Here is a 23,294-nt window from a genome sequence, read left to right as displayed (position 1 = left end):
TATAAATATGAAACCTTAACTTCGACTCAAATTTTGCTTTTATCAAATGCATTTCATATTTAAATAAAGTCTTCTTAAATTGAAAAATTAAAAGACCTTTAATAGCTCTAAATTTATAAACGATTTGATCCCGACCCTCGGAACCAAAGTAAGTAGTTCACAATTTTTTAAAGTCTAGGAACTTTTTATATCCAACAAAAAACCCCTAAACCGTTAGTTTAGGGGTTTTCGTAGAATCAAAAGATTCTGAATCTTGGTCCCGAGGGTCGGACTCGAACCGACACGTCATCTCTGACAGCGGATTTTGAGTCCGCCGCGTCTACCAATTTCACCACCTCGGGAGAGGAAGTATGTTTGTGTTGCGTATATTAGCGCGTTTGCAAAACTTGTCAAACCCTAAGTGAATATTATCGTTCACTTTTAGATCATTTAAACATTTTTCATGATTTAGGCCAGAAGCACAGCCATTAAAAAGCGAAAAAGTTTATACTAGGCGCAATTTTTGCGGTGTTTTTCCTGAATATGCAACTGTCTGACTTTTCCTTTGAACTACCCGATGAACTTATTGCCCGTTACCCACTCGAAACACGTAGTGCTTCGCGTTTATTGCATTTAGATGCTAAGGGCCAATATCACGATCATATGTTCACAGATATTATTGATCTGTTCGAAGAAGGTGATTTATTGGTACTCAACGATACTAAAGTCATGAAAGCTCGACTTAAAGGGAAACGTGCTACAGGTGGTGCTATTGAAATTTTGGTTGAGCGTATGCTGAACCACACCACAGCGTATTGCCATATTAAAGCGAGCAATTCACCTAAAGCAGGGGCTGAGCTTTTTGTTGGTGCGGACAATATTCCCGTGATTGTGCGTGGCCGTCACGAAAACTTATTTGTCGTTGAGTTTTCACAACCAATTTTGCCAGTACTTGAGCAATATGGTCAGTTACCTATTCCGCCTTACTTCAATCGTGAAGCAGAAGAAATTGACACTGAACGCTATCAAACGGTTTTCCATAATCCAGAAAAAATTGCCAGTGTGGCTGCCCCAACAGCAAGCTTGCATTTTGACGAAGAGTTGTTAGCAGAGTTAGATCAAAAAGGCGTTAAGAAAACGTTTGTGACTCTTCACGTCGGTGCAGGTACTTTTATGCCTGTACGTACTGATGACATTACGAATCATGTCATGCACAGTGAATGGTGTGATGTTCCTCAAGAAACTATTGATTTAATTTTGGCAACTAAAGCACGCGGTAATAAAGTGATTGCTGTCGGTACAACTGCAACACGTGCTTTAGAAAGTGCAGCTCAAGCGCATGGCGGAAAAATCGCAGCATGGACTGGTGATACGCAAATCTTTATTTATCCAGGTTATGAGTTCTGCATCGTAGACCGATTAATTACTAACTTCCATTTACCTGAGTCTACCCTGCTCATGTTAGTTTCAGCATTGTCAAATAGAGAAAATATTTTGGCTGCTTACGAACATGCCGTTAAAGATCGCTATCGCTTCTTTAGTTATGGCGATGCAATGCTGATTGATAAATTAGAAGTTTAAAAACTAAAGCTGGGTTAAATCTTATAAGTTAATTCGAGGTTTAACCCAGCTGATCTAACTACAATTTCGACTAATAATAAAATTTATGAAACTGCTTTTTCAAAAAATTCAAAGTGCTTTTGACAATCAAAATACACATAACAAAATTACTTTAAAAAATATTGAAGCGTTAAGAAATTTACTTAATCAGCAATTACCTCCCGAAATACTTATTTATTCATTAAAAAATTGGACAGGTAGGAGTAGCTTGGGAATCAAGTGATATCCGTTTTAATCAAAAATACCAACAAAGCGGAATTAATGAATTGGACTTAGTAAAATTTCTAAGCCCTGATCGGTTGTTATTATTAGAGAAAATGTTGGAAGGGTTCCCAGGGGATTTCTATGTACACCCTGAAACATCTGCATTATGTTGGCTCTGTAATGTAAATCTTTTACGCCAGCAAAGTTTATATGGCACTAGTGTACGTGAGCTTGCTGAATGCCTTGAAACTCTTTCAATGCCAGAATTTGAGCAGTTTGCAAATATATTGCAGCATTTCATTGATGAAACTCAAATACCGAAGTCATAAAAGTAATTATTTAAGACTTATTTCTATTTATCTCTTTCAATTTAAAAGATAATCTAGAGTTAGCAATTTATGATAATCAACTCATTACCTTCATGCCAATTGATACCATACAACAAACACTTCATATAAGACGTAAAAAAAATACACAGGTCTTTCGTAATATTGCCCGACTTTGGGATGCTGGACAAAAGTCACAAACAGATCAAGAACTCTTAAACGCGTTACATCCATGGCGTGAAGATCATAACCTTCGTTTTGTGAATACCCTGTCTTATTTATTAAGTATTTGCAGTATTACGACGCTATTATTTGGATATTTTTTTCATCCTCATATTCAATATAGTTGGAGTCTATTATGGGCATTTTTAACTGGTTTCCTCGCCTATTTGCTCTATGAACCGCAAAAACCTTTAACTGAAGTTATTCATTATTTAGAACAGCGTATGACTGCTTTACGTTATGGCCTAAAGTTTCAGCAGTTACCAGCTTATCTTCCAATACAAGCCCAACCCATTTTAGTCTTAAGCAAATTAAAACAACACTTTCCACTTTTTAACCGAGGCAATGAAGCGAATGAAATTACCGAGTTTGCTTCAGTAACATGGAATGACGGCATTACAGATCATCAAGTCCTGCTATTTAAATACCACTATGTAAATAATTTACCTATTCTTCAAGACCAGAACAGCGATAAAAAAATAGTAAAAGAGATTCATAAAGACTTATGGGGCGCTTTTATTTTTCAAATACCAGCTTTAGGTATTGCTGTAAGTAATCAACGTTCTCGCTTTTTTGAACCATACTTAAGCGAATGGCAAAGTAGCGACATTCTCATTAACCAAGAACTGAGTATTTTCGGAACCGACCAGCACCAGTTAGCTAAAGAAATGAGTCCAAGTCTAACGTTAAAAATTTATGATTTTTTTCAAAATTTTAGCGGGGATTTAATTTATCATCATGAAGAGCAAATATTATGTTATCTCGGTGAGCAAGATCTTTTTCAAACCATCAGTAAACATAGTGAAATTCATGATATTCCCGCATTACGTGGTCACTTACGTACCATGACTATGCCGCAATATGAAAAATTTCAGCAATTCATGCTTAATTTAATTAAATAAATCTCTCGTACTGCTGAACTGGCAACTTATTAAAAAAATAAGAAGTTAGAGGGCATAATGAGGGAATAACAATAAGAGGAGTAAAAATGACAGGCTTATTCATTTTCTTGGGGATTTTCGTTGTACTGATTGCTTGGGGCATCCACATTCGCAATAACATTGTGCGTTATTTCAATGCGACCAAACGCGCTTGGGCTGAGGTTGCCAATTTCGAACGCCAGAAAGTAAAAACACTTGAAGCACTAGAAACCACACTCAATCAATATACTCAGTTCGAGAAGTCAACTTTAGAACAAGTAACTGCTTTACGTCAGCAAATTCTAAGTTTGAATGTCGATCATACTGATATTGCTCAATTACAACAGATTGAAAAAATGAGTAAGGAGCTAATCCGTAGCCTAAATGTCGTGGTTGAAAATTATCCTGAACTAAAAGCAAATACGCTCTATAGCAAAATGATGGATGATATTCAGGAACAAAATGAAAATGTCGGCGCGGCAATCAGCATTTTTAACCGCAACGTCGAAGTATTTAATAATCAGATTGAAGTGTTCCCAAATAATATTATCAATACGATGACTTTATCTAAAAAAACAATTCGTCCTTTTCGAGATAATTTGGCTACTGACAATTTTGACTATAAACCGAACTTTTAGTCGAAGTAAAAAAGCAATCGATCACCCAGAAATTTGACCGATTTTATAGTCAGCTACATTTAGTAGTAGAACTACGTCGCAGAATCAAGGAAAATAGCCCTCTTTTTAGCAGCGAACTGTTTTTTCGCCCTTGCACTGCCCTACGGCATTGCTTGCTATTGTTCAGGATTTTTAAATGAAGTTTGAAAAATTAGGTCAGTCGGGTCGTGCCCGTCGTGGTCGTTTAACTTTAGAACATGGTGTTGTTGAAACCCCTGTTTTTATGCCGGTGGGGACTTACGGTACAGTCAAAGGCATGCTGCCACGTGATATTGAAGATATTCAGGCACAAATTATTTTAGGTAATACCTTCCATTTATATTTGCGTCCGGGCCTTGAAGTGATCAAGCAACACGGCGGCTTGCACGACTTTATTAAATGGAATAAGCCAATTTTGACTGACTCTGGCGGCTTCCAAGTATTTAGTCTTGGCGCTATGCGTAAAATTAAGGAAGAAGGTGTTACTTTCCGTTCTCCGATTGATGGTTCAAAAGTCTTTTTATCGCCTGAAATTTCAATGGAAATTCAGCATGTATTGAACTCTGACATTGTCATGATTTTTGATGAATGTACGCCTTATCCTGCGACACATGAAGAAGCACAAAAATCATTACAGCTTTCTTTGCGCTGGGCAAAACGCTGTAAAACTCATCACCACGATGAACTTAAAAATAAAAATGCGTTATTTGGCATTATTCAAGGCGGCATGTATGAAGACTTACGTGATGAGTCTTTAAATGGCTTACTTGAAATCGGCTTTGACGGTTACGCAATTGGCGGTTTGTCAGTTGGTGAACCAAAAGAAGAAATGATCAAGGTTTTAGATTATCTTCCAAACAAGATGCCGCATGACAAACCACGTTACCTGATGGGTGTAGGTAAACCTGAAGATATCGTTGAAGCAGTACGCCGCGGTGTCGATATGTTTGACTGCGTAATGCCAACACGTAATGCACGTAATGGTCATTATTTTGTCACTGATGGTCTGGTACGTATTCGTAATAGTAAATATCGTCATGACCAAGGACCACTTGACCCACACTGCGATTGCTATACCTGTAAGAACTTTACTCGTGCTTACCTGTTCCACCTTGAGAAGTGTGGAGAGATGTTGGCGTCTATGCTTGGTACCATTCATAACTTACGTTATTACCAACGTTTAACTGAAGGTATGCGTGATGCATTAGACAATGGCACTTTTGATGAATTTGTTCAGGACTTTTATGCCCGCCGCGGATTAGAAGTTCCACCATGCCCTGTCGATGAATAAGCGAGATTTGCGCTCAACCTCAAGACAAGGTAAATTGCAAAACGAATTAGGATTATGTCAGGTATCTGACTCATATTTTTTAACTTTAGGAAATTAAAATGAGCTTGTTCATTTCTACTGCACATGCAGCTCCAGCAGCAGCCCAAAGCCCTGGCCTTTTACCAAACATTTTGATGATTGTTGTATTCGTTGCAATCTTCTATTTCTTAATTTGGCGTCCTCAAGCAAAACGTGCAAAAGAACACCGTTCTTTAATCGAAAGCTTGGGTGTTGGTAGCGAAGTTGTCTTTGCTGGCGGTTTAATGGGCAAAGTAACTAAACTTGAAGGTGACTATGCGGTTGTTGAACTTAACCGTGGTGTAGAAGTAAAAATTCAGCGTGCCAGCGTAATTTCTGTATTACCAGAAGGCACTCTAAATAACCTTTAATCATAAAACAGTCGTGCTTTAGCACGGCTTTTTCATTTAAGAAGAAAGCGAATGCGTTACCCTGCATGGAAATATTTACTGATTCTGGTTGTTCTGGTAGTCAGTACATTATACGCACTGCCTAGTCTATATCCGGATGAGCCCGCCGTTCAAATTTCCGGTGCCAAAGCTGGTACCCAAATTGATCAAAGTGTGGTGCAAAAAGCAGAGCAAATTTTAAAAACAGCAAATATTGCAAGCCACGATAATACTTTTACAAATAATGCTGCTCTCTTGCGTGTCAGCTCTTCTGAAGCGCAATTGAAAGCAAAAGAAGTATTACGCCGTGACTTAGGTGATCAATATGTTGTAGCCCTAAACCTTGCACCAACAACTCCAGAATGGTTGCAAAAAATTGGGGCGAAACCAATGAAACTTGGTTTGGACTTACGTGGTGGTGTCCACTTCTTGCTTGAAGTAGATATGGACAAAGCCATTTCCCAACGTATGGAAACCTCTGCCACTGATTTGCGTCGTCAGTTCCGTGAAAACAAAATTAAATTTAACAATCTTGCGTTAAATAATAATGTGATCACTGTTCAGTTTGCTGACAATGCGGATCGTGATGCAGCAATGGATTTTTTACGCCGTAATGGTAATGAATATACCCAACAGGCATTAGCGAGCACGACAGGTTCAATCTTAAAGCTCACTTATACTGATGTACGTCGTCAAGAAATTCAGGCTTATGCAGTTAATCAGAACTTAACAACACTACGTAATCGTATTAACGAACTTGGTGTTGCAGAAGCTTTAGTACAAAGTCAGGGTAGCAACCGTATTGTCGTTGAATTACCGGGTGTTCAAGATACAGCAGAAGCTAAACGTGTTTTAGGCCGTACTGCTAACCTCGAATTCCGTTTGGTATCTGACTTAAATGATCAATATATTGATCCATATACGGGTAAATATAATGGTCAACCGTTACCTCCGGGTACGGAAGTTTTTGCTTATCAGTCTTTAGATAGTGGTCGCCAACTGTTGTTGCAACGTAACCGTATCTTGACTGGTGAACGCGTTCAAAATGCAAGTTCTGGCTTTAGCCAAGACTCTGGTGGTGCCGAAGTAAATATTACGCTCGACAGTGCTGGCGGTAAGCTGATGTCAGATGCAACCCGTAATGCAGTTGGAAAACGCATGGCGGTATTGTTCATCGAAAATAAACAAAAGATTAGCTACGTTACAGATCCAAAAACTGGTGCTCAAACAGAAGTTCGTACACCATATACCGAGTCTGTCGTGATTAATGCCGCAACCGTTCAAGCCGTTTTAGGTTCAACTTTCCGTATTACTGGTTTAAGTTCACCTCAAGAAGCATCTGAACTTGCGTTAATGCTTCGTGCCGGTGCTTTAGCTGCGCCAATGTACTTCGTTGAAGAGCGTGTTGTTGGTCCAAGCCTTGGTCAAGAAAACATTGATAAAGGTGTACTATCAACGCAAATCGGTTTCTTGCTTGTTGCAATCTGGATGGTCGTATTCTTCCGTCTATTTGGCTTAATCGCGAACTTTGCACTTGTATTTAACTTGGCAATGATTTTAACGATTATGTCTTGGATAGGTGCTTCCCTCACCTTACCGGGTATTGCGGGTATCGTCATTACCATTGGTATGGCAGTCGATGCCAACGTACTGATATGTGAACGTATTCGAGAAGAAATGCTCTGGGGGGCCTCACCTAAACAGGCCATTGTAGCGGGTTATGATCGAGCCTATAACACCATTTTCGACTCGAACTTAACAACGTTCCTTGTTGCATTCATTCTGTTTGCAATCGGTACTGGCCCGATTAAAGGTTTCGCCGTGACATTAATGATCGGTATTATTTGCTCAATGTTTACTGCAATTACAGTAACGCGTGCGATTGTACAAATCATTTATGGTAAACGCCGTAACTTGAAAAAGTTGAGCATTTAAGGAGATCTATGATGACTAAAGTGACTCAACAGCCTTCAAAACAATATGGTCGTCCGGATGATGCAAAAATCATCCCGTTCATGAAGATTGCTAAACCTGCAGCAATCTTCTCGATCCTTATTACTTTAGCGAGCATTTTCTTTATTGCGACCAAAGGTCTTAACTTAGGTTTGGATTTTACAGGTGGTGTTTCAGCTGAGCTTAACTATGCTCAGCCAGCAAATCAGGCAGAAGTTATTCAGGCTCTCGATAAAGCTGGTTTTAAAGATGCTGTAGTACAAACTTTAGGTAGTAATAAAGACTTACTTGTTCGTATGCCAGTACAAGATATTAAGGTTGAAGATCTTAATAATGCGATTACCAAAGCTGTGCAATTACCAAACAATGCAGCAGAAGTTCATAAAGTGGACTCTGTAGGCGGTCAGGTAGGTAACGAGCTTTATGTTCGTTCGGCTGGCGCTGTTGCACTTGCGCTGATTTTAATGTTGATCTATGTCACCATTCGCTTTGAGTTCAAACTCGCAATGGGTGCCGTGATGTCTTTATTCCATGACATCATCATCATTATTGGTGCATTTGCTTTATTCCAATGGCCATTTGACCTAACAGTTTTAGCTGCGGTACTTGCGGTGATTGGTTTCTCGCTTAACGATAACATCGTTGTTTCAGACCGTATCCGTGAAAATTTCCGTAAAATTCGCGGTGCAACTCCACGTGAAATCGTTGATATTGCATTAACTGAGACTTTACGCCGTACCATCCATACCTCAATGACCTTATTGCTCGTAGTACTTGCAATGATGTTCTTGGGTGGTGATGGTTTACACTGGTTCTCTGTTGCAATGTTTGTCGGTGTCTTTGTCGGTACTTACTCTTCGATTTATATCGGTACAGCATTTGCCTTATGGCGTGGTCTTAACCGTCAAGACTTCATTGTTCAGGTCAAACCTGAATTTGAAGATGAAATCCCTTGATTGTCTAAATGAGACTATAAAAAAACCGCGATTTATTCGCGGTTTTTTTTATTTGGTTCAAAAATTATTTACGGCGTAATGCATCCGAAATAGCTTCAACCAATTGTTGAGAAATTTCTTGCTTAGATGCTTTTTCTAACTCACGTTTTTTCATATGGTAACTTTCAGCAAAAAATACTGTCATCGCATTTTCATCAGAAGCAAAGCCAATATCAGCACGAGAAACATCGTTACATGCAATCATATCTAGCTTTTTAGCAACGAGTTTCCCTGCTGCATATTCTTCAACATTCTGCGTTTCGGCAGCAAAGCCTACCATAAATGGACGTTTTTCCTGAGCTGCAATGGTTGCCACAATATCCGGATTTTTTACAAGGGAAACATTCAGCTCATCCCCTGCTTTCTTAATTTTATGCTCTGCCACTTCGGCGACGCGATAATCAGCTACAGCCGCCGTCGCAATAAAGATGTCACAGCCAGTCTCAAGCGACTCCATACTGACATCTAACATTTGTCGAGCCGAAGCAACATTTACACGTTGAACACCGTTTGGAGTATCTAAACTTACGGGACCAGCAATTAACGTAACTTTTGCGCCTGCTGCATAACATGCCGCAGCTAAAGCAAAGCCCATTTTTCCAGTACTATGATTTGAGATATAACGGACAGGGTCAATCGCCTCACGGGTTGGTCCAGCAGTAATTACAACTCGCTTACCTGCCAACAACCCAAATTTTTCAGCAATTGCACGTTGGGCTTGATGGAAATAACCCGCCACTTGCCTTGCAATTTCTTCTGGTTCCGGCATACGGCCTAAGCCTACATCACCACACGCCTGCTCCCCTGCATCTGGCATAATCACATGCACGCCATCTTCAACCAGAGTTTGTAAATTACGCTGAGTTGCTTTTGCAGCCCACATTTGCTGGTTCATCGCAGGAGCGACCCACACAGGCGCTTTAGTTGCTAAAAATAAAGTACTAAGTAAGTCATCTGCCAAACCATTAGCAAACTTAGCTAATGTGTCACAACTTGCTGGAGCAACCAGTAATAAATCAGCCCAACGAGCCAATTCAATATGGCCCATTCCAGCTTCAGCTTCAGGATCTAAAAGCTCGGTATGTACAGGATTTCCTGAAAGAGCCTGAAAGGTTAGAGGTGTAATAAATGCTTGAGCTCCGTGTGTCATCACAACCCGAACGTCAAAACCATAATCTTTAAGACGACGGACCAAAATGGCACTCTTATAGGCAGCAATCCCACCTGTAACAGCTAAAACAATGTTTTTATGAGGAATAACACTTAAATCAAAGCTCACGAACAGGATACCTTTCTGTTGCAGTGGCGCTCACAATAGCATTAAATACGCGCAGACCCAAGATTGATTGGGCAAACAAAATAAATTTTTAAGCAGAATATTGCTGGGGAATATGAATACTTCTATTAAAAATTGGCCAGAACAAGAACGGCCAAGAGAACGGTTATTACAACAAGGCCCTCAAAGCCTTTCTGACTCTGAACTACTCGCGATCTTTCTTCGCTCGGGTTCACGTCAACATTCAGCAGTAGAGCTCGCACGTTTACTGATTCAACAGTTTGGTAGTCTAAACGCTGTTTTCGATGCATCTTTCAATGAATTGGCTCAATTTAATGGTATTGGAGCTACCAAGTATTCCCAATTACTGGCCGTAAAAGAGCTTGGACGGCGTTATCTCGACTATCATTTTAGTCAGACTGAGCTAAGCCTTCATTCTTCTCATTTAGTTCTAGATTATTTGCGTTATGAATTAAAAGGTGAAAAACAAGAAGTCTTTGCGGTACTTTGCTTAGATGCCGAGTTGAGAAAACTACATTTTAAAAAGTTATTTTTTGGTTCAGTTCAACACTGCGCTGTTTCAGTGAATCAAACCTTACGTTATGCCTTACAACAGCACGCTTGCCAATTAGTAATAGCACATAACCACCCATTTGGTTCCCCACAGCCCTCTCTCGAAGATATTAAACTCACACAGCAACTTGAACAGGCCTGTCAGCTTGTTGAAATTCGTCTGCTGGACCATTTTATTATCTCGCCAGAAGGTAGCTTTTCATTTGCTGAACAACAACTGCTCAACCCTACCTCAATAGCCGTTCAATGATATTGACAAAGCTTCACTAAGCTTAGAATATCAAAACAAAAATAGCGACGTTTAAAATAAAATGATTGTTCGTGAACAGCCCAGTATTTTTAAAGTTTTATTCTCTTGGCGAGGGACGATATTACCTAAAATTTTGCCCTCTTTAGGGGTAGTAATGCTGATTTCGGCAATCATTGGTGGGGTTGAATATATTAACCTCTATCGTTTTCCAGAAATTCCTTTAGTTGGCTTTACTTTAATTGGTGTCGTACTTTCTATTTTTTTAGGTTTTAAGAATACTGCATGTTATGACCGCTGGTGGGAAGCCCGAAAATTATGGGGGGTCCTGATTGCGACTTCGCGACATTTCGACCGTGACTGCCGGATTTTAACTCAAGCCCGCCGTGAACGTGTCATTCAGCACGTTATTGTATTTGCCAATGTATTACGTGACCGTTTACGCCGTCAAACAGCCAACCCCACCGAGCTAATACAAACCAGCGGCATGAGCCAACAAGCACTTACCCAACTTTACCAACAAAATAATGCGCCGCAATATACACTTAGCCTTATTCAATGGGAATTATTACAAGCGCTTAAAGAAGGGGAAATTTCAGATATTATTTATGCTCAAATGAATAAGAATGTTGCAGATCTAAGTGTCGTACAAACTGGTTGTGACCGTATTGCAAATACTCCTATTCCTTTTGCTTATTCAGTTTTACTTAACCGTACCGTTTATTTTTTCTGTTTTATGTTGCCATTTAGCTTAGGATCTTTACTTGGTTTAGCAACGCCTTTACTGGTTGGAATTCTGGCTTATACATTTTTAGGGCTTGATGCTTTAAGTACCGAAATTGAGGAACCATTTGGTACGCAAAGTAATGATTTACCTTTAGATGCAATGGTACGTAGTATCGAAATTGAGCTTTTGGGGACACTTGGTAAGCCCACACCTCCTCCAATTCAAGCTCAAGATAACAACTTGCTCTAAAATGCAATTAGATAAAACGCTCCCAAATGCCTTGCTGGTTACTGGTTTAGGGGTGTTTCCTAATTTAATCCACGGCATATTTTCACCATGAAAATCGCTACCAATTGAAATAGCCAAATGATGCTGGTCAATCATACGATCAATCATTTGGCGAGTAGATAAAGGATCTACTGGAGGCGGCAACTCCACCGCATCTCCACCACAACTTGCAAATAACTCAATCAAATACCGGGTATTTGTAGCCGATAAATCATAACGGGTTGGATGAGCTAAAACTGCAAATCCTTTACTGTTATGAATAACCTCAATGGTTTCTTTTAAACCCAATCCTTCAAACTTTACAAAAGCACGCTTCCCTTCTTTTAAAAAACGATCAAAAGCTTGTTGAGGACGACTTACTACATTCTTTTCAACTAAGGTTTTAGCAATATGGGTTCTGGTAATCCGGTCTGGTTGATTTTCAACTTTATCGAGCACATCTTGATAAATATCAAAGCCAATACACTTTTTTAATAGTTCACAAATAACTTCAGCCCTTTGTGCTCTAATTCTTTTTTGTTGTTCTAATGCTTCTAAAATTGGAGCTTCATCTTGCATATTTAAAGCCACAATATGTACGCCATAGCTTTTTTTCGTGCTTGGTCGTGACCACTGGCTTGAAATCTCTACACCAGAAATAATTTGCAAATCATGGGGTTGTGCAGCCTTTCTTGCACGCTGTAATCCATCCATCGTATCGTGATCGGTTAGCGCTAAAGTATGCAACTTCACATCGACAGCAGCTTGCACTAGCAATTCCGGAGACAAAGTTCCATCAGAAATATTGCTATGTGTATGTAAATCTATGCCTTGCATCTTTTATACTATGCCATTCACCAAACCTGATCAGATACTCTAACATGAAAGCACTACTGGACTTTGTTCCATTAATTATTTTCTTTTATTTATATAAGACAGTTGATCCAGCCGATACACAGCATCCTTTACTCAAACTGATCGGGTCTGCTGGCGGTGTTGATAATAATAATATTCTTGTCGCTACTACCGGTTTAATTATTTCAATGCTGGTAGTGTATGGTGCGTTGTTCATCATGCAAAAGTTCCGTCTAGATAAACAGCAATGGATTGTGCTGTTCATGACAGTCATTTTTGGTGGTATTACCCTTATGTTGAGCGATGATTTTTACATCCGCTTAAAAGCCGCTATTTTGAATCTAGTTTTTGCAGGTGCTTTCTTAGTTTCACCTTGGTTTGGTAAAGACCGTAAGCCTCTTATTCAACGTTTATTTGATCCGATTTTAGCCTTAAGCGAAAAAGGTTGGAAAAATTTAAACTTTGCTTGGGCAGCTATGTTTGTCGTGATGTCTGGTTTACATGTTTTCTTTGCGTTTTTATTCCACGGCGGAAAATATTGGGGCGAATTTACTGCATTTGGTGACATGATTGTCATGTTTTCATTTATCATTATTCAGTTCATTATTTTACGTAAACATTTTAAGTCACCAGATGCTTAATGTGGTTTCGGATTGATTATAGAGATACGATGACATGCCTTTTTTTGTTCTAAGCTGTACCGATAACGAAGGAACTCTAGAGAAACGTTTAGCAGTACGTCCTCAACATATCGAACGTTTGCAAAAACTTGATGATGAAGGTCGTCTAGTTGCTGCTGGAGCGATGCCAAAAGACCCTAATGACCCGCAAGCTGGTTTCTATGGCAGCACCATAATTGTAGAGTTTGATACACGTGAAGCCTTAGATGAATGGTTAAAAGAAGAACCATTTTTGAAAGAAGGCATCTATAGTCATGTTGATGTCAAACCATTTAATAAAGCATTTCCAAAAGGGTAAACGCATGCAGCTTGCAACCAAAAGCTTTCTTGGCTTGTGTTTGATATGTTCAACTGCTGGAGCAGTTGAACCTGCTGCGACACCAGCAACGCCTCCAACTGCAGCGTCGACACAAAATGCTAAACCAGCACCTACTTCTGCAACTGTAGCTAAACCCGCGACTACAACAGCACCAACCACAACACAACCGCTTACAGCAGAACAAATCGCAAAGAACAAGCAACAGCAAGATGCAAAAATTAAGGCTTTAGTTCAAGATCAAGCATCTCGTCTAAAACAGCTAGAACATGCAAACCTTGAAGCGCTAGCACAAAACCAAGAATTGCAGCTAAAGAACGATAACTTGTCTGTTCAGGTACAAGTTTTACAAAGTGAACGTAGTGCTCAAATGTTCTTATATGGCGCAGTAACTCTTGCAGGTGGCGTACTGCTTGGCTTCTTTATTGCAAGTTATGTTTACACCAAACGTCGACGTCAGTGGTAATCCTGAGCGACTTATTAAACCGAATGAACAAATCAAACCGTATACAAACTGCTGAGCTGGATTGGGAATCTATTGATGGTATTGAAGTTCCCATTTCCAAACAATTTGGTGATGTCTATTTTTCTAAAGATAATGGTCTGCTTGAAACACGGCATGTATTTTTAAATGGCAATGACCTATCAGGACGATTAGCCAATTTACAAGATTTTGAATATTTCAGTGTAGGAGAAACCGGGTTCGGCACTGGTTTAAATATTCTTGCGCTCTGGCAACTATGGCAACAAGTTCGTCCAAATAACCACAGTCATTTACATGCAATTAGCGTCGAAAAGTTTCCTTTAAGCAAAGCTGATCTCATTCGTGCTTTAAATGTATGGGATGAACTTAAACCGCTTTCCAAACAACTTATTGAGCAATATCCCTTACCTCTTGCAGGCTGCCATCGTTTAAGTTTTCCAGAAGAGCGCTTCAGCATCGACCTATGGTTAGGAGATGCACAAGATATTTTTCCAGGTATGGTAAAAACGAAGGCAGTGAATGCTTGGTTTCTAGATGGTTTTGCGCCTTCTTGTAATCCAGACATGTGGGAACAAAATGTTTTAAATAATATTGTTCGGCTTTCCGACTATGGCACTACCTTTGCCTCATTTAGTGTAGCTGGTGTCCTCAAACGTGGGCTAAAGACTCACGGAATCGATATTTCTCGTCCTCGCGGTTTTGGACATAAAAGGGAAATGCTTAAAGCCATTTGGAAAGCACCTGTAAGTGAAGAAATTTTATTTGAACCAGTTAGCGATACTTTCCATTTTACTCAGCAGCGTATCGCCATAATTGGCGCTGGGATTGCAGGTTTAAGCACAGCTTGGGCATTTGCTCAACGTGGGCATCAGGTCACTCTATTTGAGCGTACAGCGCCGTTATCGGGTGCTTCTGGCAATCCGTTGGCATTGCTTAATCCGAAACTATGCCCAATTGAACAAAGCCATGAGCATCTCATGACTTTAAGCTGGCAACATGCATTAAATTTCTATAAAAATTTTCAAGCCTTTCGCCCGATTCAAATACAACAAATGGCTTTAAAAAATGCACAAGATCTTCTCGATCTTACTAATCAATATCCTGCTGATATTGTCACACAGCAAACAAGCTCACTTGAATCGGACTATCCACACATTATATTGACCGAAGCTGGAGCAGTTTCTCCGCACCAATTACGTGATGAAATTTTGCAACATCCAGGTATTGAACTGAAAATTGCCAATATTACAACACTTGTTTCTTTTGAAAATAAAGTTCAATTAAAAAGTGGTAATGAAACTACTTTAGAGGCTGATCATGTCGTGGTGTGCTGCGCCAGAGAAAGTGCTGCTTTATTTGAAAATTATCCGCTATTAAAACCTATACGTGGACAGGTGAGCTGGGTTGATAATTCTTTTGCAACCTTACCTTTACACGAAGCCTATAGCTATGGCGGTTATTGTATGCAACTGAATACGTCTGAACTTATTCTAGGGGCTTCTTTCTACCCAAACCGAGACGATCAAGAAGTACTGCTTGATGACCATGTGCATAACTTTGAATTAATCCACAGCGTTTTTCCTCATTACGCAAAACAATTACCGCCAGTCGAACAATGGCAAGGACGAGCATCAGTTCGCGCTCAAAGTCCAGATTATTTTCCAGTTGTGGGAAAAATGCAGAAGGAAAGCCGTATTTCTACTTTTGCAGGTTTAGGCTCAAAGGGCTTTTTATTTGCGCCGCTTTGTAGTGAAGTTTTAGTGGCCCAAATTTTAGGTGAAGCTTGTCCTGTTCCCAAAAGCCTATTACAGAAATTAGATGCCCAACGTTTTCAAAAGAAAGTTAAACCTAAGAAACCTTATTTTAAATCTCAATAGTGCACTTGAGAAAATTTGGTCCCAATAAAAAAGCACCCGAAGGTGCTTTTTTTATGCGCCCTGCTCTAGAGGTAAACCTGCGTCACGAGCTGCACGCGTCCCTCCCATCAGCACGACATATTCACGCGAGGCATCTAAGCCTTCTAGTTTCTCAGCTGCACGAGGAGCTTTGCTACCACCACCACATAAAATATAAATCGGCTGATCCGCAGCGACCTGGTTCAAAATATCAGCATTTAAATCATTAATTGGGCGGCTTACCGCACCTTTAACATGCCCTTCTGCATAAGCACTTGAATCACGGACATCCCAGATAACAGCATTTTCTGGGAACTCAAATGTTGTAATTTCTTGTTTACGGATCATTGTGCACTCCTTTGATGTAAACAACACTTGGCAAATGAAGAAAACCCTCTTAGCATCTCAAATATTCTTTCACTTTGTAAAGGTCTAAACTATGCCTTCTTTCGATATTGTTTCTGAATTAGAGTTATTTGAAGTTAATCACGCTGTACAAAACACCCAAAAAGAGATTGCAACACGTTTTGACTTCCGTGGTCATGATGTTTCTATCGAATTAAATGAAAAAAATAAAGAGATAAAAATCAGTACAGAAAGTGATTTCCAGTGTGAACAAGTTTATAACATGTTAGAAAATCACTTTTATAAACGTAAAATTGATGTGCAAGCGCTTGATCCACAGAAAGCAACAGCATCAGGCAAAAATTTTGTACAAGTGATTAAACTAAAAGATGGCCTTGACTCTGATACAGCAAAAAAAATTAATAAAGCCATTAAAGAAAGTGGCATCAAAGTGCAATCATCTATTCAAGGCGACAAAATCCGTGTAACTGATAAAAAGCGTGACACTTTACAACAAGTGATGGCTTTTTTACGTGAACAACAATTTGGTCTGCCATTACAATTTAATAACTTTAAAGATTAATGTCTTAGCATGACATTCCCAATTAAGGTAATCCCATGTCTCAATCCAATCGTCTATTAAAACTGGTAAAAGCAACTTCAAAATTCCCTAAAGGTATTCGGAGTACGCTTTGGAGTAAGGCATTTGGCCGCATTGTGCCAATGGTGGGTACAGCAAATATTCGCTATCTGGAAGTAGATGTAAACCATGTGATGGTTCGCTTAGAGAATCAAAAAAATATGCAGAACCATATTAAAGGTGTGCATGCTGCGGCTATGGCGCTTTTGGCAGAAACTGCAACAGGTTTTCTAACGGGTTTACATATTCCAGATAACCGTATTTTATTAATCAAATCATTACATGTTGATTATTTAAAAGTGGTTGAAGGTGGTTTAACAGCAACAGCGACTCTCTCTACCGAACAGCAAAAATATATTGCTGATCATGAGAAAGGTGAACTTGTTATTCCAGTTACGGTCATTGATGATGCAGGTAATGAACCGATTCAATGCCAAATGTTATGGGCATGGTTACCTAAACGTAAGAAATAAAGATATAAAAAAGCCCAAATTTAAATTTGGGCTTTTTTATTACGATTCTTGAGAGGCAAGAAATTTCTGTTTCACTTCCTCAGGAATCTGACGTTTGTTGCCTTTTACATCTACTGCAACAAAGGTAAAGACCCCTTCAGTAATACGAATTGGGGCACGAGAGTCATCATGGCTATCCCAAACTTCAATTTGCATTTGAATAGAAGTATTACCCACTTTTAGGATTTTGGTATAGCAGCTAATGACAAAGCCTACTTTTACCGGAACCAAAAAGGTCATCTGATTAATGGAAATCGTAGCACAGCGACCACGACTAAAACGCTCCGCGTGAATTGCTCCAGCCAAGTCCATTTGTGACACGATCCACCCACCAAACACATCACCACTCCAGTTTGTATCTGCTGGCATGGCAATCGTTTGTAAGGATAAAATTCCTTCTGGTTTGGTATAAGCTTCTGACACCTTAGCTCCCGAAATTCGTTTGAAGTTGTTGATCTAGCCACTGCTGCAATTCAGGCGCGCGTAATGCGCCGCTCATTCGAGCAACTTCTGTGGTTTTATTCATTAATACAAGGGTAGGAATACTTCTCACATTAAATGCTTGGCTTAAGCGAGGAGACTCTTCGGTATTAATCTTGGCAAAAATGACACGTGGATTTTGTTTTGCAACTTGTGCAAAATGTGGCGCCATCATTTTACAAGGTCCACACCATTCTGCCCATAAATCTATCAAAATAGGCAGATCACTATTTGTGATGTAGTTGCTAAAGTTTTGTTCATTTAACTCAATTGGCGCAAGCGGGAGTAATGGCTGATGACATTGTCCACAACTCGGTTGAGCGGTAAGTTTTTCCTCTGGTACTCTATTTTTTGCACCGCACGATGCACATACAATAATCATTTACATCACTCCTATATGCTGATGTAAAAATTCTAATTGGGTCGTCACTGCTTTTTCAAACCATGAACCGTGATAGATATCAAAATGTTTCATATCCCATTCATGATAACTCACAAAAGGAGCAATATTAGTCGCAGCTTCACGACTAGACTCAATTGGAATCAAAGAATCATGCTGAGCCGCAATAAATAAAACTGGAATATTAATTTGACGTACAAGTTGAATTGGGCGATAACGCATCAAATTAAAAAACACGCGTGCCGGGACTTCTCCACTCCAGTAATAATCCGGATTCACAATCGATAAATAACCATAATAGCTATCTGTTGTTGGCATAAAGCACAATTTATATTGATCTACCACAGGCAACCTTTTAGGGTTAAGGCCCATTTTTGAACCCATATAATCTTGGCTCGACAACTTTAAAGCTTGGGGATAACGCTGTAGTGGATATAATTTTGCTGTTTCCGCGCCATCAACATATGGAATTTGTACCATAATGGCTTGAATATTCTTTAATTCAGAAGCTAGGCTTAAAGCATATCCCCCACTTAAGGAGGTTCCCCACAATACAATTCTTCGGTTATCTATAAATTTACACGTGGAAGCATATTGAATCATGGTCTTCCAATCTTCTAGTTGAGAGTTGATAGAAATCATCTCTCGGGGCTTACCTGTACTTCCACCCCAATATCGGTAATCAAATAAAATAACCGCATAGCCAGCTTGAGCAAAACGCTGGGCATATTGGATGAGTTTGAATTGACGCAATCCGGCAAAACCATGTGCCATGAGAATTACCGCAGATTTATTATTTGTTTTTGGAATATAAAAGTCAGCTGCGATCATTTCCTGATCACATGGAACATATAAAGGCTCAACCGTATAAGCGTGCATATGTGCTCCGTGGCATTATGGTCGAAGTAATGAATTTACAAAAAACATCCTGATCGCCTTTTAAAAATCTAGAGCTGTTCTTTTACATAAATTTTATCTATGTAGGAACAACGTTTTAGTGTCTTGTATCTCAGGTTAAGCTTAATGCTATGATACAGCATAAGAGGTTTTATTAAATTTTGGAGTGACGAAATGTCAGAGAATGTTGGTTTCGCAGGTCAAATTGGCCCAGAACATGTGGGTCAAGTTGTAGAAAAAGGCTTTAAATCTATTATTAATAACCGTCCTGACATGGAAGGTGGTCCAGAACAACCAACCAGTGCCCAAATTGAAGAAGCAGCACGCCAAGCTGGCCTAGATTATGTTTATCAGCCTGTTGTAGCTGGCCAAATTACTGAACTTGATGTTCGTACTTTTGCAAATCACTATAATGAACTTCCAAAACCGGTTCTCATGTTCTGCCGTACTGGAAACCGTTCAAACAATCTTTATCAATTAGCCAAACAAATGGATTTGTTAGATGATTAAATGAATAAATAAATTCATAAGCTCTATTTTTATTTAAAGATAGAGCTTTTTTTAATAAAAAAATATATACAACTGCATCAATTCAACAGATATACAAACAGTCTTCAGCTAAAGTAGTTAAGTTACTTTTTATTTTCTTAGTTATTTTATGAATAAATTGATTTTGTTATTAGTAAGCTGCCTTATTCTCAGCGCGTGTTCATCTATGCAAGTACGCCCTACTGTCGGGGTAAGTATGGGAACACAACTCTAAAAAAGAAGCAGCTCAAAGGCTGCTTCTTTTTATATTAATTACCATTTGAACAGTCTGGATCTATTCCATATGGACTTTCCATATTTGGACCATTAAGATCCGTAAGGCTGACATCTTTAGTTAAATAACCTAAAGTTAAGGATGTAGAACCTTTAATTAAACTTCCCGAAACTGTAGATTTAGCCGTTAACTGAACTGTTAACCATGATGCATAAATTTTAGGATATTGAATTTTAAGATCAAAACGTCCATTTGCATCTGTTGTATATTTATTATTGGTTGCAGCGGTACCTGCACTGTTGATATACGATACAACTTGGACTGTAGAATTTTCTTTAAGCGGCTTTAATTGATTAATAACGTCCCCATTCACATTTACAGCTTGGACTGGTGATGTACAGGCTGTTCTAATAACAGGAAGATATTCATCTGGTTTACCATCAGTTGGATTAGAAGTATCAACAAACCCATATCGACCCTTATAATATGCAAGAGCATTAACGCCCATGACTACATCTTGATTGGGTATCGGTTTACCATCCACATCAGTCACTTGTACTGAAATATTTTTATAGTAGTAGACTCCATCACTTGAATCTTCCATTGTGGTCGGATTATATGCTACGGCAATAGCGCCGACTGCTACTGGTACATCAGAATTAACCACATCAAGTTTATAAGTATAAATTTTTGTAGATTGGCCAAAGTTTGCTTCTAAAACAAGATCATCTGTTACGAACTGACCAGCACTATATGATGAAGTTCTTTGATTTTCACTAAAAGATAAAGTATAGCTGATCTGACCATTTACATCAGTTTGTGTCGCATTAGGAGTAAATTTGACACCATTTAAAACTGAATTTCTAACTTTAAGTGTAATCGCTTGGTTTGCTAAAGTTGCACCATTTGCATCTACAGCTGTTAATGTGACGGTTGTTTGATCACCTCTAACATTTAGAGAGGTTTTTGTAGCATCAAACAATACAATACTCGTAGTATCAGCTTCGACAGTACTGTTGCTACCTGTTACTGTCACTGTCTGTTCTTGAGTAAGCGTACCATTATTCGTAGAGACTTTTAATTTAAAACCATTTTTCACCAACTCATTTATCGAACTCGATGTTTTTGGTGTTTTTATAATGTATATAGCATTACCTGCCGCATCAGTAGTTTGAGTAGATACGCCTTCTATAGATACGTTATTTGTTGGATCATCTAATTCCAAAGTGACATTAGCACCAGCAACACCGCCTTTATCCTTATCTAAAGCTCTAACAGTAACAGTTAAAGTATCATTCGTTGCAGCAACTGATAATTTATCTAGTTCTATCTTTAAAGCTGTAGCAGTCGCTTGCTGAGATCCGCTATTATTACTTCCAGATGAAGGATTATTACTATTTGATGAACCATTCTGGTAATAACCATCACCTCCCCCGCCACAACTTGCTAACATAATTGATACAGCAATAGCCGACAACTTCAAGGTAAGTTGTTTTTTATACATACTTTTCATTTCCCCAATCTTTCCTAAAGGTATAAGATTTTTTAATTATTTATATTATTAGTGTAATCATATTGGATGCACTCTGTAAACATAAATTACATTGTGTTTTATTATGTAACTTATTATACGAAAAATTTATAGTTATTAGGATTCATAATGTTCGATCTTATTATCATTGGCGCGGGTACGGCTGGTATTAGCGCTTATAAAGAAGCAGTAAAATACACTAATAATCTTTTAATTATAAATGATGGCCCTTGGGATACCACTTGCGCACGTGTAGGGTGTATGCCAAGTAAAGTCTTAATCTCTACTGCAAACCGTATGTATGATATACAAAATGCTCAAGAGGTTGGGCTGAGTGCTTCAGCAGATATTAGTACTGATCAGGTTATGGAGCATGTGAGAACCTTACGTGATCGTTTTACTAAGGCCACATTAAAAGATGTCGAACAATGGCCCACTGAACATAAAATTTCGGGTAAAGCTCATTTTATTGATGCAAAAACTATTGAAGTAAATGGTAAACGGTATCAGTCAAAAAGTTTTATTTTAGCAGTAGGCTCTACACCTAATTATGATCAAACTTGGAAACAAGAATTAGGTGATCGTCTTATTACTACAGATCAAATATTTGAATTAAACATCCTACCCAAGTCTATCGCTATTATTGGAAGTGGAGTAATTGCCTTAGAGATTGCCCAAGCCATGCATCGTGTGGGTGTAGAAACCACTATATTTGCTCGTAGTAAAAGAATCGGGATATTTACTAGTCCTAAGCTACAACAGCTAGCTCAAGAAGAACTGAGTAAAGAGTTAAATTTTTTATTCGAGACATTGCCTCATGAGGTTAAGTCTACTTCTGATGGCGTTATATTGAATTATAAAATTGATGAAAAAGAGGAATCTATCCAAACTGAGTATGTGTTATCTGCAACAGGTCGTTCGAGCTTACTTGACACGCTAAAGTTAGAAAATATTGATAAGTCTTTTAAAGATATTAAATTACTACCTGTAAATGCAAAAACTAAACAACTAGATAACTATCCAATTTTTATTGCTGGTGATGCATACACTTCTACGCCTTTACAACATGAAGCTGCCCATGAAGGTAAAAAAGTTGTTTATAACTGTTTAAATTATCCACAGGTAAACGCAGTTAAGACACTTACTCCATTAGGAATTGTATTTAGTCATCCAGAAATGGCAATTGTGGGACAAAGTTATAAACAACTTAAAGATAATGGAGTAGATTTTGTTACAGGTGAAGCATCTTATGAAAGACAAGGAAGAGCTATCGTACTCGGGAAAAATAAGGGTGCTATTGAAGTTTATATAGAGCGAGAAAGTCAGAAATTGCTTGGTGCAGAGTTATTTACCGAAGCTACAGAACATATGGCTCATCTATTAAGCTGGATTATTGGAGAAGAACTAACTTTAAATGATATTTTAGAGAAACCTTTTTATCATCCAACACTAGAAGAAGGCCTGCGTACTGCCCTTAAACATGCTCGCAGGCAGTTGAAATAATTATTATTAAAAGAGAGCTTTCTTGCAAAGTTAGCTCTTTATACTTCAAGAAGCCTTCTTCTGTTGAGTGCTACATTATTTTTGCTTGATTGAGGCTAAGTTTGTTCAGTTAGATAATACACAGTTTATTTTTATTACCTAGCCACTTTTACCCCTTTCCCATATAAAAAAACACCCCAACCTCTTTTGAGATTGGGGTGTTTAGAATAATGAGCTGGCGATGACTTACTCTCACATGGGTAATCCCACACTACCATCAGCGCTAAGAGGTTTCACTTCTGAGTTCGGGAA

General features: G+C 38.7%; 23 protein-coding genes, 1 tRNA gene and 2 pseudogenes. 18 read left to right on the top strand and 8 right to left on the bottom strand.

Features of this window, described 5'->3' with window-relative positions; genetic code table 11:
- Positions 1 to 254: 254 nt before the first annotated feature.
- Positions 255 to 341: transfer RNA gene (locus C1642_RS04605), tRNA-Leu, on the bottom strand.
- A 181-nt stretch (positions 342 to 522) separates the two neighbouring features.
- On the opposite strand from C1642_RS04605, the gene queA reads away from it, so the two are divergent.
- The 8 genes and pseudogenes from queA (at position 523) to secF (ending at position 8,573) form a co-directional block, all read left to right on the top strand.
- Positions 523 to 1,560 (top strand): tRNA preQ1(34) S-adenosylmethionine ribosyltransferase-isomerase QueA, encoded by a 1,038-nt coding sequence (gene queA / locus C1642_RS04600; protein ID WP_001177136.1) that lies wholly within the window; start codon positions 523 to 525, stop codon positions 1,558 to 1,560.
- 85 nt (positions 1,561 to 1,645) lie between these two features.
- Positions 1,646 to 2,132: pseudogene (locus tag C1642_RS20125) on the top strand (hypothetical protein).
- A gap of 92 nt (positions 2,133 to 2,224) precedes the next feature.
- Complete coding sequence (locus C1642_RS04590; protein WP_103235978.1) at positions 2,225 to 3,253, top strand: hypothetical protein; 1,029 nt, start codon at positions 2,225 to 2,227, stop codon at positions 3,251 to 3,253.
- An 86-nt stretch (positions 3,254 to 3,339) separates the two neighbouring features.
- Positions 3,340 to 3,909, top strand: a complete 570-nt coding sequence (locus C1642_RS04585) for a LemA family protein (RefSeq protein ID WP_000147162.1) — start codon at positions 3,340 to 3,342, stop codon at positions 3,907 to 3,909.
- 175 nt (positions 3,910 to 4,084) lie between these two features.
- The gene (gene tgt, locus C1642_RS04580; protein ID WP_000667231.1) at positions 4,085 to 5,218 is read left to right on the top strand and encodes a tRNA guanosine(34) transglycosylase Tgt; all 1,134 of its coding nucleotides are present in this window, start codon (positions 4,085 to 4,087) and stop codon (positions 5,216 to 5,218) included.
- A 98-nt stretch (positions 5,219 to 5,316) separates the two neighbouring features.
- Positions 5,317 to 5,646, top strand: a complete 330-nt coding sequence (gene yajC, locus C1642_RS04575; protein ID WP_000051669.1) for a preprotein translocase subunit YajC — start codon at positions 5,317 to 5,319, stop codon at positions 5,644 to 5,646.
- A gap of 51 nt (positions 5,647 to 5,697) precedes the next feature.
- Positions 5,698 to 7,599 (top strand): protein translocase subunit SecD, encoded by a 1,902-nt coding sequence (gene secD, locus C1642_RS04570; protein ID WP_001270222.1) that lies wholly within the window; start codon positions 5,698 to 5,700, stop codon positions 7,597 to 7,599.
- Between the two features lie 8 nt (positions 7,600 to 7,607).
- Positions 7,608 to 8,573 (top strand): protein translocase subunit SecF, encoded by a 966-nt coding sequence (gene secF / locus C1642_RS04565; RefSeq protein ID WP_001984787.1) that lies wholly within the window; start codon positions 7,608 to 7,610, stop codon positions 8,571 to 8,573.
- Positions 8,574 to 8,637: 64 nt separating this feature from the next.
- On the opposite strand, the gene coaBC is transcribed toward secF, so the two are convergent.
- Entirely contained in the window at positions 8,638 to 9,891 is a 1,254-nt protein-coding gene (coaBC, locus tag C1642_RS04560) for a bifunctional phosphopantothenoylcysteine decarboxylase/phosphopantothenate--cysteine ligase CoaBC (protein WP_000006958.1), read from the bottom strand.
- A gap of 100 nt (positions 9,892 to 9,991) precedes the next feature.
- Here coaBC and radC point away from each other — a divergent pair, with 100 nt between their 5' ends.
- Positions 9,992 to 10,711, top strand: a complete 720-nt coding sequence (gene radC / locus C1642_RS04555; protein WP_086242026.1) for a RadC family protein — start codon at positions 9,992 to 9,994, stop codon at positions 10,709 to 10,711.
- A 61-nt stretch (positions 10,712 to 10,772) separates the two neighbouring features.
- Complete coding sequence (locus C1642_RS04550; RefSeq protein ID WP_000637023.1) at positions 10,773 to 11,684, top strand: bestrophin family protein; 912 nt, start codon at positions 10,773 to 10,775, stop codon at positions 11,682 to 11,684.
- A gap of 7 nt (positions 11,685 to 11,691) precedes the next feature.
- Here C1642_RS04550 and C1642_RS04545 read toward each other — a convergent pair.
- Positions 11,692 to 12,539 (bottom strand): annotated as a pseudogene (locus C1642_RS04545) (PHP domain-containing protein).
- A gap of 44 nt (positions 12,540 to 12,583) precedes the next feature.
- Between C1642_RS04545 and C1642_RS04540 the strand changes: the two are divergent.
- Genes C1642_RS04540 through mnmC form a run of 4 tightly spaced genes read left to right on the top strand, consistent with a single transcriptional unit; the run spans position 12,584 to position 15,914 of the window.
- Positions 12,584 to 13,198 carry a septation protein IspZ gene (locus tag C1642_RS04540; protein ID WP_000645707.1) on the top strand — a complete coding sequence of 205 codons (615 nt, stop codon included), beginning with the start codon at positions 12,584 to 12,586 and terminating at the stop codon, positions 13,196 to 13,198.
- A gap of 34 nt (positions 13,199 to 13,232) precedes the next feature.
- On the top strand, positions 13,233 to 13,535 hold the full coding sequence (locus C1642_RS04535; RefSeq protein WP_103235977.1) for a YciI family protein: 303 nt from the start codon (positions 13,233 to 13,235) through the stop codon (positions 13,533 to 13,535).
- Positions 13,536 to 13,539: 4 nt separating this feature from the next.
- Positions 13,540 to 14,019 (top strand): hypothetical protein, encoded by a 480-nt coding sequence (locus C1642_RS04530; protein WP_001175201.1) that lies wholly within the window; start codon positions 13,540 to 13,542, stop codon positions 14,017 to 14,019.
- Between the two features lie 23 nt (positions 14,020 to 14,042).
- A complete protein-coding gene (gene mnmC / locus C1642_RS04525) occupies positions 14,043 to 15,914 on the top strand; it encodes an FAD-dependent 5-carboxymethylaminomethyl-2-thiouridine(34) oxidoreductase MnmC (protein ID WP_103235976.1) in 1,872 nt (623 codons plus the stop codon).
- A gap of 51 nt (positions 15,915 to 15,965) precedes the next feature.
- Here mnmC and C1642_RS04520 read toward each other — a convergent pair whose 3' ends face one another.
- Complete coding sequence (locus C1642_RS04520) at positions 15,966 to 16,280, bottom strand: rhodanese-like domain-containing protein (RefSeq protein WP_000619820.1); 315 nt, start codon at positions 16,278 to 16,280, stop codon at positions 15,966 to 15,968.
- A 91-nt stretch (positions 16,281 to 16,371) separates the two neighbouring features.
- Between C1642_RS04520 and C1642_RS04515 the strand changes: the two genes are divergently transcribed.
- A complete protein-coding gene (locus C1642_RS04515; RefSeq protein WP_001138893.1) occupies positions 16,372 to 16,860 on the top strand; it encodes a YajQ family cyclic di-GMP-binding protein in 489 nt (162 codons plus the stop codon).
- 35 nt (positions 16,861 to 16,895) lie between these two features.
- A complete protein-coding gene (locus tag C1642_RS04510; RefSeq protein WP_000083564.1) occupies positions 16,896 to 17,390 on the top strand; it encodes a DUF4442 domain-containing protein in 495 nt (164 codons plus the stop codon).
- A gap of 39 nt (positions 17,391 to 17,429) precedes the next feature.
- Here the strand turns inward: C1642_RS04510 and C1642_RS04505 are convergent, their stop codons facing one another.
- From C1642_RS04505 to C1642_RS04495, 3 genes are read right to left on the bottom strand one after another with little or no spacing between them, the layout of a single operon-like run.
- Complete coding sequence (locus tag C1642_RS04505; RefSeq protein ID WP_002133830.1) at positions 17,430 to 17,852, bottom strand: acyl-CoA thioesterase; 423 nt, start codon at positions 17,850 to 17,852, stop codon at positions 17,430 to 17,432.
- A 1-nt stretch (position 17,853) separates the two neighbouring features.
- Positions 17,854 to 18,291 carry a thioredoxin TrxC gene (gene trxC, locus C1642_RS04500; RefSeq protein ID WP_000587649.1) on the bottom strand — a complete coding sequence of 146 codons (438 nt, stop codon included), beginning with the start codon at positions 18,289 to 18,291 and terminating at the stop codon, positions 17,854 to 17,856.
- Positions 18,292 to 19,188, bottom strand: coding sequence for an alpha/beta hydrolase (locus C1642_RS04495; protein ID WP_103235975.1), 897 nt, complete (start codon positions 19,186 to 19,188; stop codon positions 18,292 to 18,294).
- 192 nt (positions 19,189 to 19,380) lie between these two features.
- Between C1642_RS04495 and C1642_RS04490 the strand changes: the two genes are divergently transcribed.
- Positions 19,381 to 19,716 carry a TIGR01244 family sulfur transferase gene (locus tag C1642_RS04490; protein ID WP_001293924.1) on the top strand — a complete coding sequence of 112 codons (336 nt, stop codon included), beginning with the start codon at positions 19,381 to 19,383 and terminating at the stop codon, positions 19,714 to 19,716.
- 287 nt (positions 19,717 to 20,003) lie between these two features.
- Here the strand turns inward: C1642_RS04490 and C1642_RS04485 are convergent, their stop codons facing one another.
- A complete protein-coding gene (locus tag C1642_RS04485) occupies positions 20,004 to 21,482 on the bottom strand; it encodes a hypothetical protein (RefSeq protein ID WP_086374501.1) in 1,479 nt (492 codons plus the stop codon).
- 147 nt (positions 21,483 to 21,629) lie between these two features.
- Here C1642_RS04485 and C1642_RS04480 point away from each other — a divergent pair, with 147 nt between their 5' ends.
- A complete protein-coding gene (locus C1642_RS04480; RefSeq protein ID WP_103235974.1) occupies positions 21,630 to 23,003 on the top strand; it encodes a dihydrolipoyl dehydrogenase in 1,374 nt (457 codons plus the stop codon).
- The last annotated feature ends 291 nt before the right edge of the window (positions 23,004 to 23,294 follow it).

The organism is Acinetobacter sp. AKBS16 (assembly GCF_002899995.1).
Lineage (GTDB): Bacteria > Pseudomonadota > Gammaproteobacteria > Pseudomonadales > Moraxellaceae > Acinetobacter > Acinetobacter baumannii.
The sequence above is the reverse complement of the archived record's forward strand: the minus strand, read 5'-3'. Positions and strand labels throughout refer to the sequence as shown.

What these genes read in the sequence shown, in the direction of transcription:
- queA (WP_001177136.1), top strand. Translation starts at nt 523, where the DNA reads ATGCAACTGTCTGACTTTTCCTTTGAACTACCCGATGAACTTATTGCC.
- C1642_RS04590 (WP_103235978.1), top strand. Translation starts at nt 2,225, where the DNA reads ATGCCAATTGATACCATACAACAAACACTTCATATAAGACGTAAAAAA.
- C1642_RS04585 (WP_000147162.1), top strand. Translation starts at nt 3,340, where the DNA reads ATGACAGGCTTATTCATTTTCTTGGGGATTTTCGTTGTACTGATTGCT.
- tgt (WP_000667231.1), top strand. Translation starts at nt 4,085, where the DNA reads ATGAAGTTTGAAAAATTAGGTCAGTCGGGTCGTGCCCGTCGTGGTCGT.
- yajC (WP_000051669.1), top strand. Translation starts at nt 5,317, where the DNA reads ATGAGCTTGTTCATTTCTACTGCACATGCAGCTCCAGCAGCAGCCCAA.
- secD (WP_001270222.1), top strand. Translation starts at nt 5,698, where the DNA reads ATGCGTTACCCTGCATGGAAATATTTACTGATTCTGGTTGTTCTGGTA.
- secF (WP_001984787.1), top strand. Translation starts at nt 7,608, where the DNA reads ATGATGACTAAAGTGACTCAACAGCCTTCAAAACAATATGGTCGTCCG.
- C1642_RS04550 (WP_000637023.1), top strand. Translation starts at nt 10,773, where the DNA reads ATGATTGTTCGTGAACAGCCCAGTATTTTTAAAGTTTTATTCTCTTGG.
- C1642_RS04540 (WP_000645707.1), top strand. Translation starts at nt 12,584, where the DNA reads ATGAAAGCACTACTGGACTTTGTTCCATTAATTATTTTCTTTTATTTA.
- C1642_RS04535 (WP_103235977.1), top strand. Translation starts at nt 13,233, where the DNA reads ATGCCTTTTTTTGTTCTAAGCTGTACCGATAACGAAGGAACTCTAGAG.
- C1642_RS04530 (WP_001175201.1), top strand. Translation starts at nt 13,540, where the DNA reads ATGCAGCTTGCAACCAAAAGCTTTCTTGGCTTGTGTTTGATATGTTCA.
- mnmC (WP_103235976.1), top strand. Translation starts at nt 14,043, where the DNA reads ATGAACAAATCAAACCGTATACAAACTGCTGAGCTGGATTGGGAATCT.
- C1642_RS04520 (WP_000619820.1), bottom strand. Translation starts at nt 16,280, where the DNA reads ATGATCCGTAAACAAGAAATTACAACATTTGAGTTCCCAGAAAATGCT.
- C1642_RS04515 (WP_001138893.1), top strand. Translation starts at nt 16,372, where the DNA reads ATGCCTTCTTTCGATATTGTTTCTGAATTAGAGTTATTTGAAGTTAAT.
- C1642_RS04510 (WP_000083564.1), top strand. Translation starts at nt 16,896, where the DNA reads ATGTCTCAATCCAATCGTCTATTAAAACTGGTAAAAGCAACTTCAAAA.
- trxC (WP_000587649.1), bottom strand. Translation starts at nt 18,291, where the DNA reads ATGATTATTGTATGTGCATCGTGCGGTGCAAAAAATAGAGTACCAGAG.
- C1642_RS04495 (WP_103235975.1), bottom strand. Translation starts at nt 19,188, where the DNA reads ATGCACGCTTATACGGTTGAGCCTTTATATGTTCCATGTGATCAGGAA.
- C1642_RS04490 (WP_001293924.1), top strand. Translation starts at nt 19,381, where the DNA reads ATGTCAGAGAATGTTGGTTTCGCAGGTCAAATTGGCCCAGAACATGTG.
- C1642_RS04485 (WP_086374501.1), bottom strand. Translation starts at nt 21,482, where the DNA reads ATGAAAAGTATGTATAAAAAACAACTTACCTTGAAGTTGTCGGCTATT.
- C1642_RS04480 (WP_103235974.1), top strand. Translation starts at nt 21,630, where the DNA reads ATGTTCGATCTTATTATCATTGGCGCGGGTACGGCTGGTATTAGCGCT.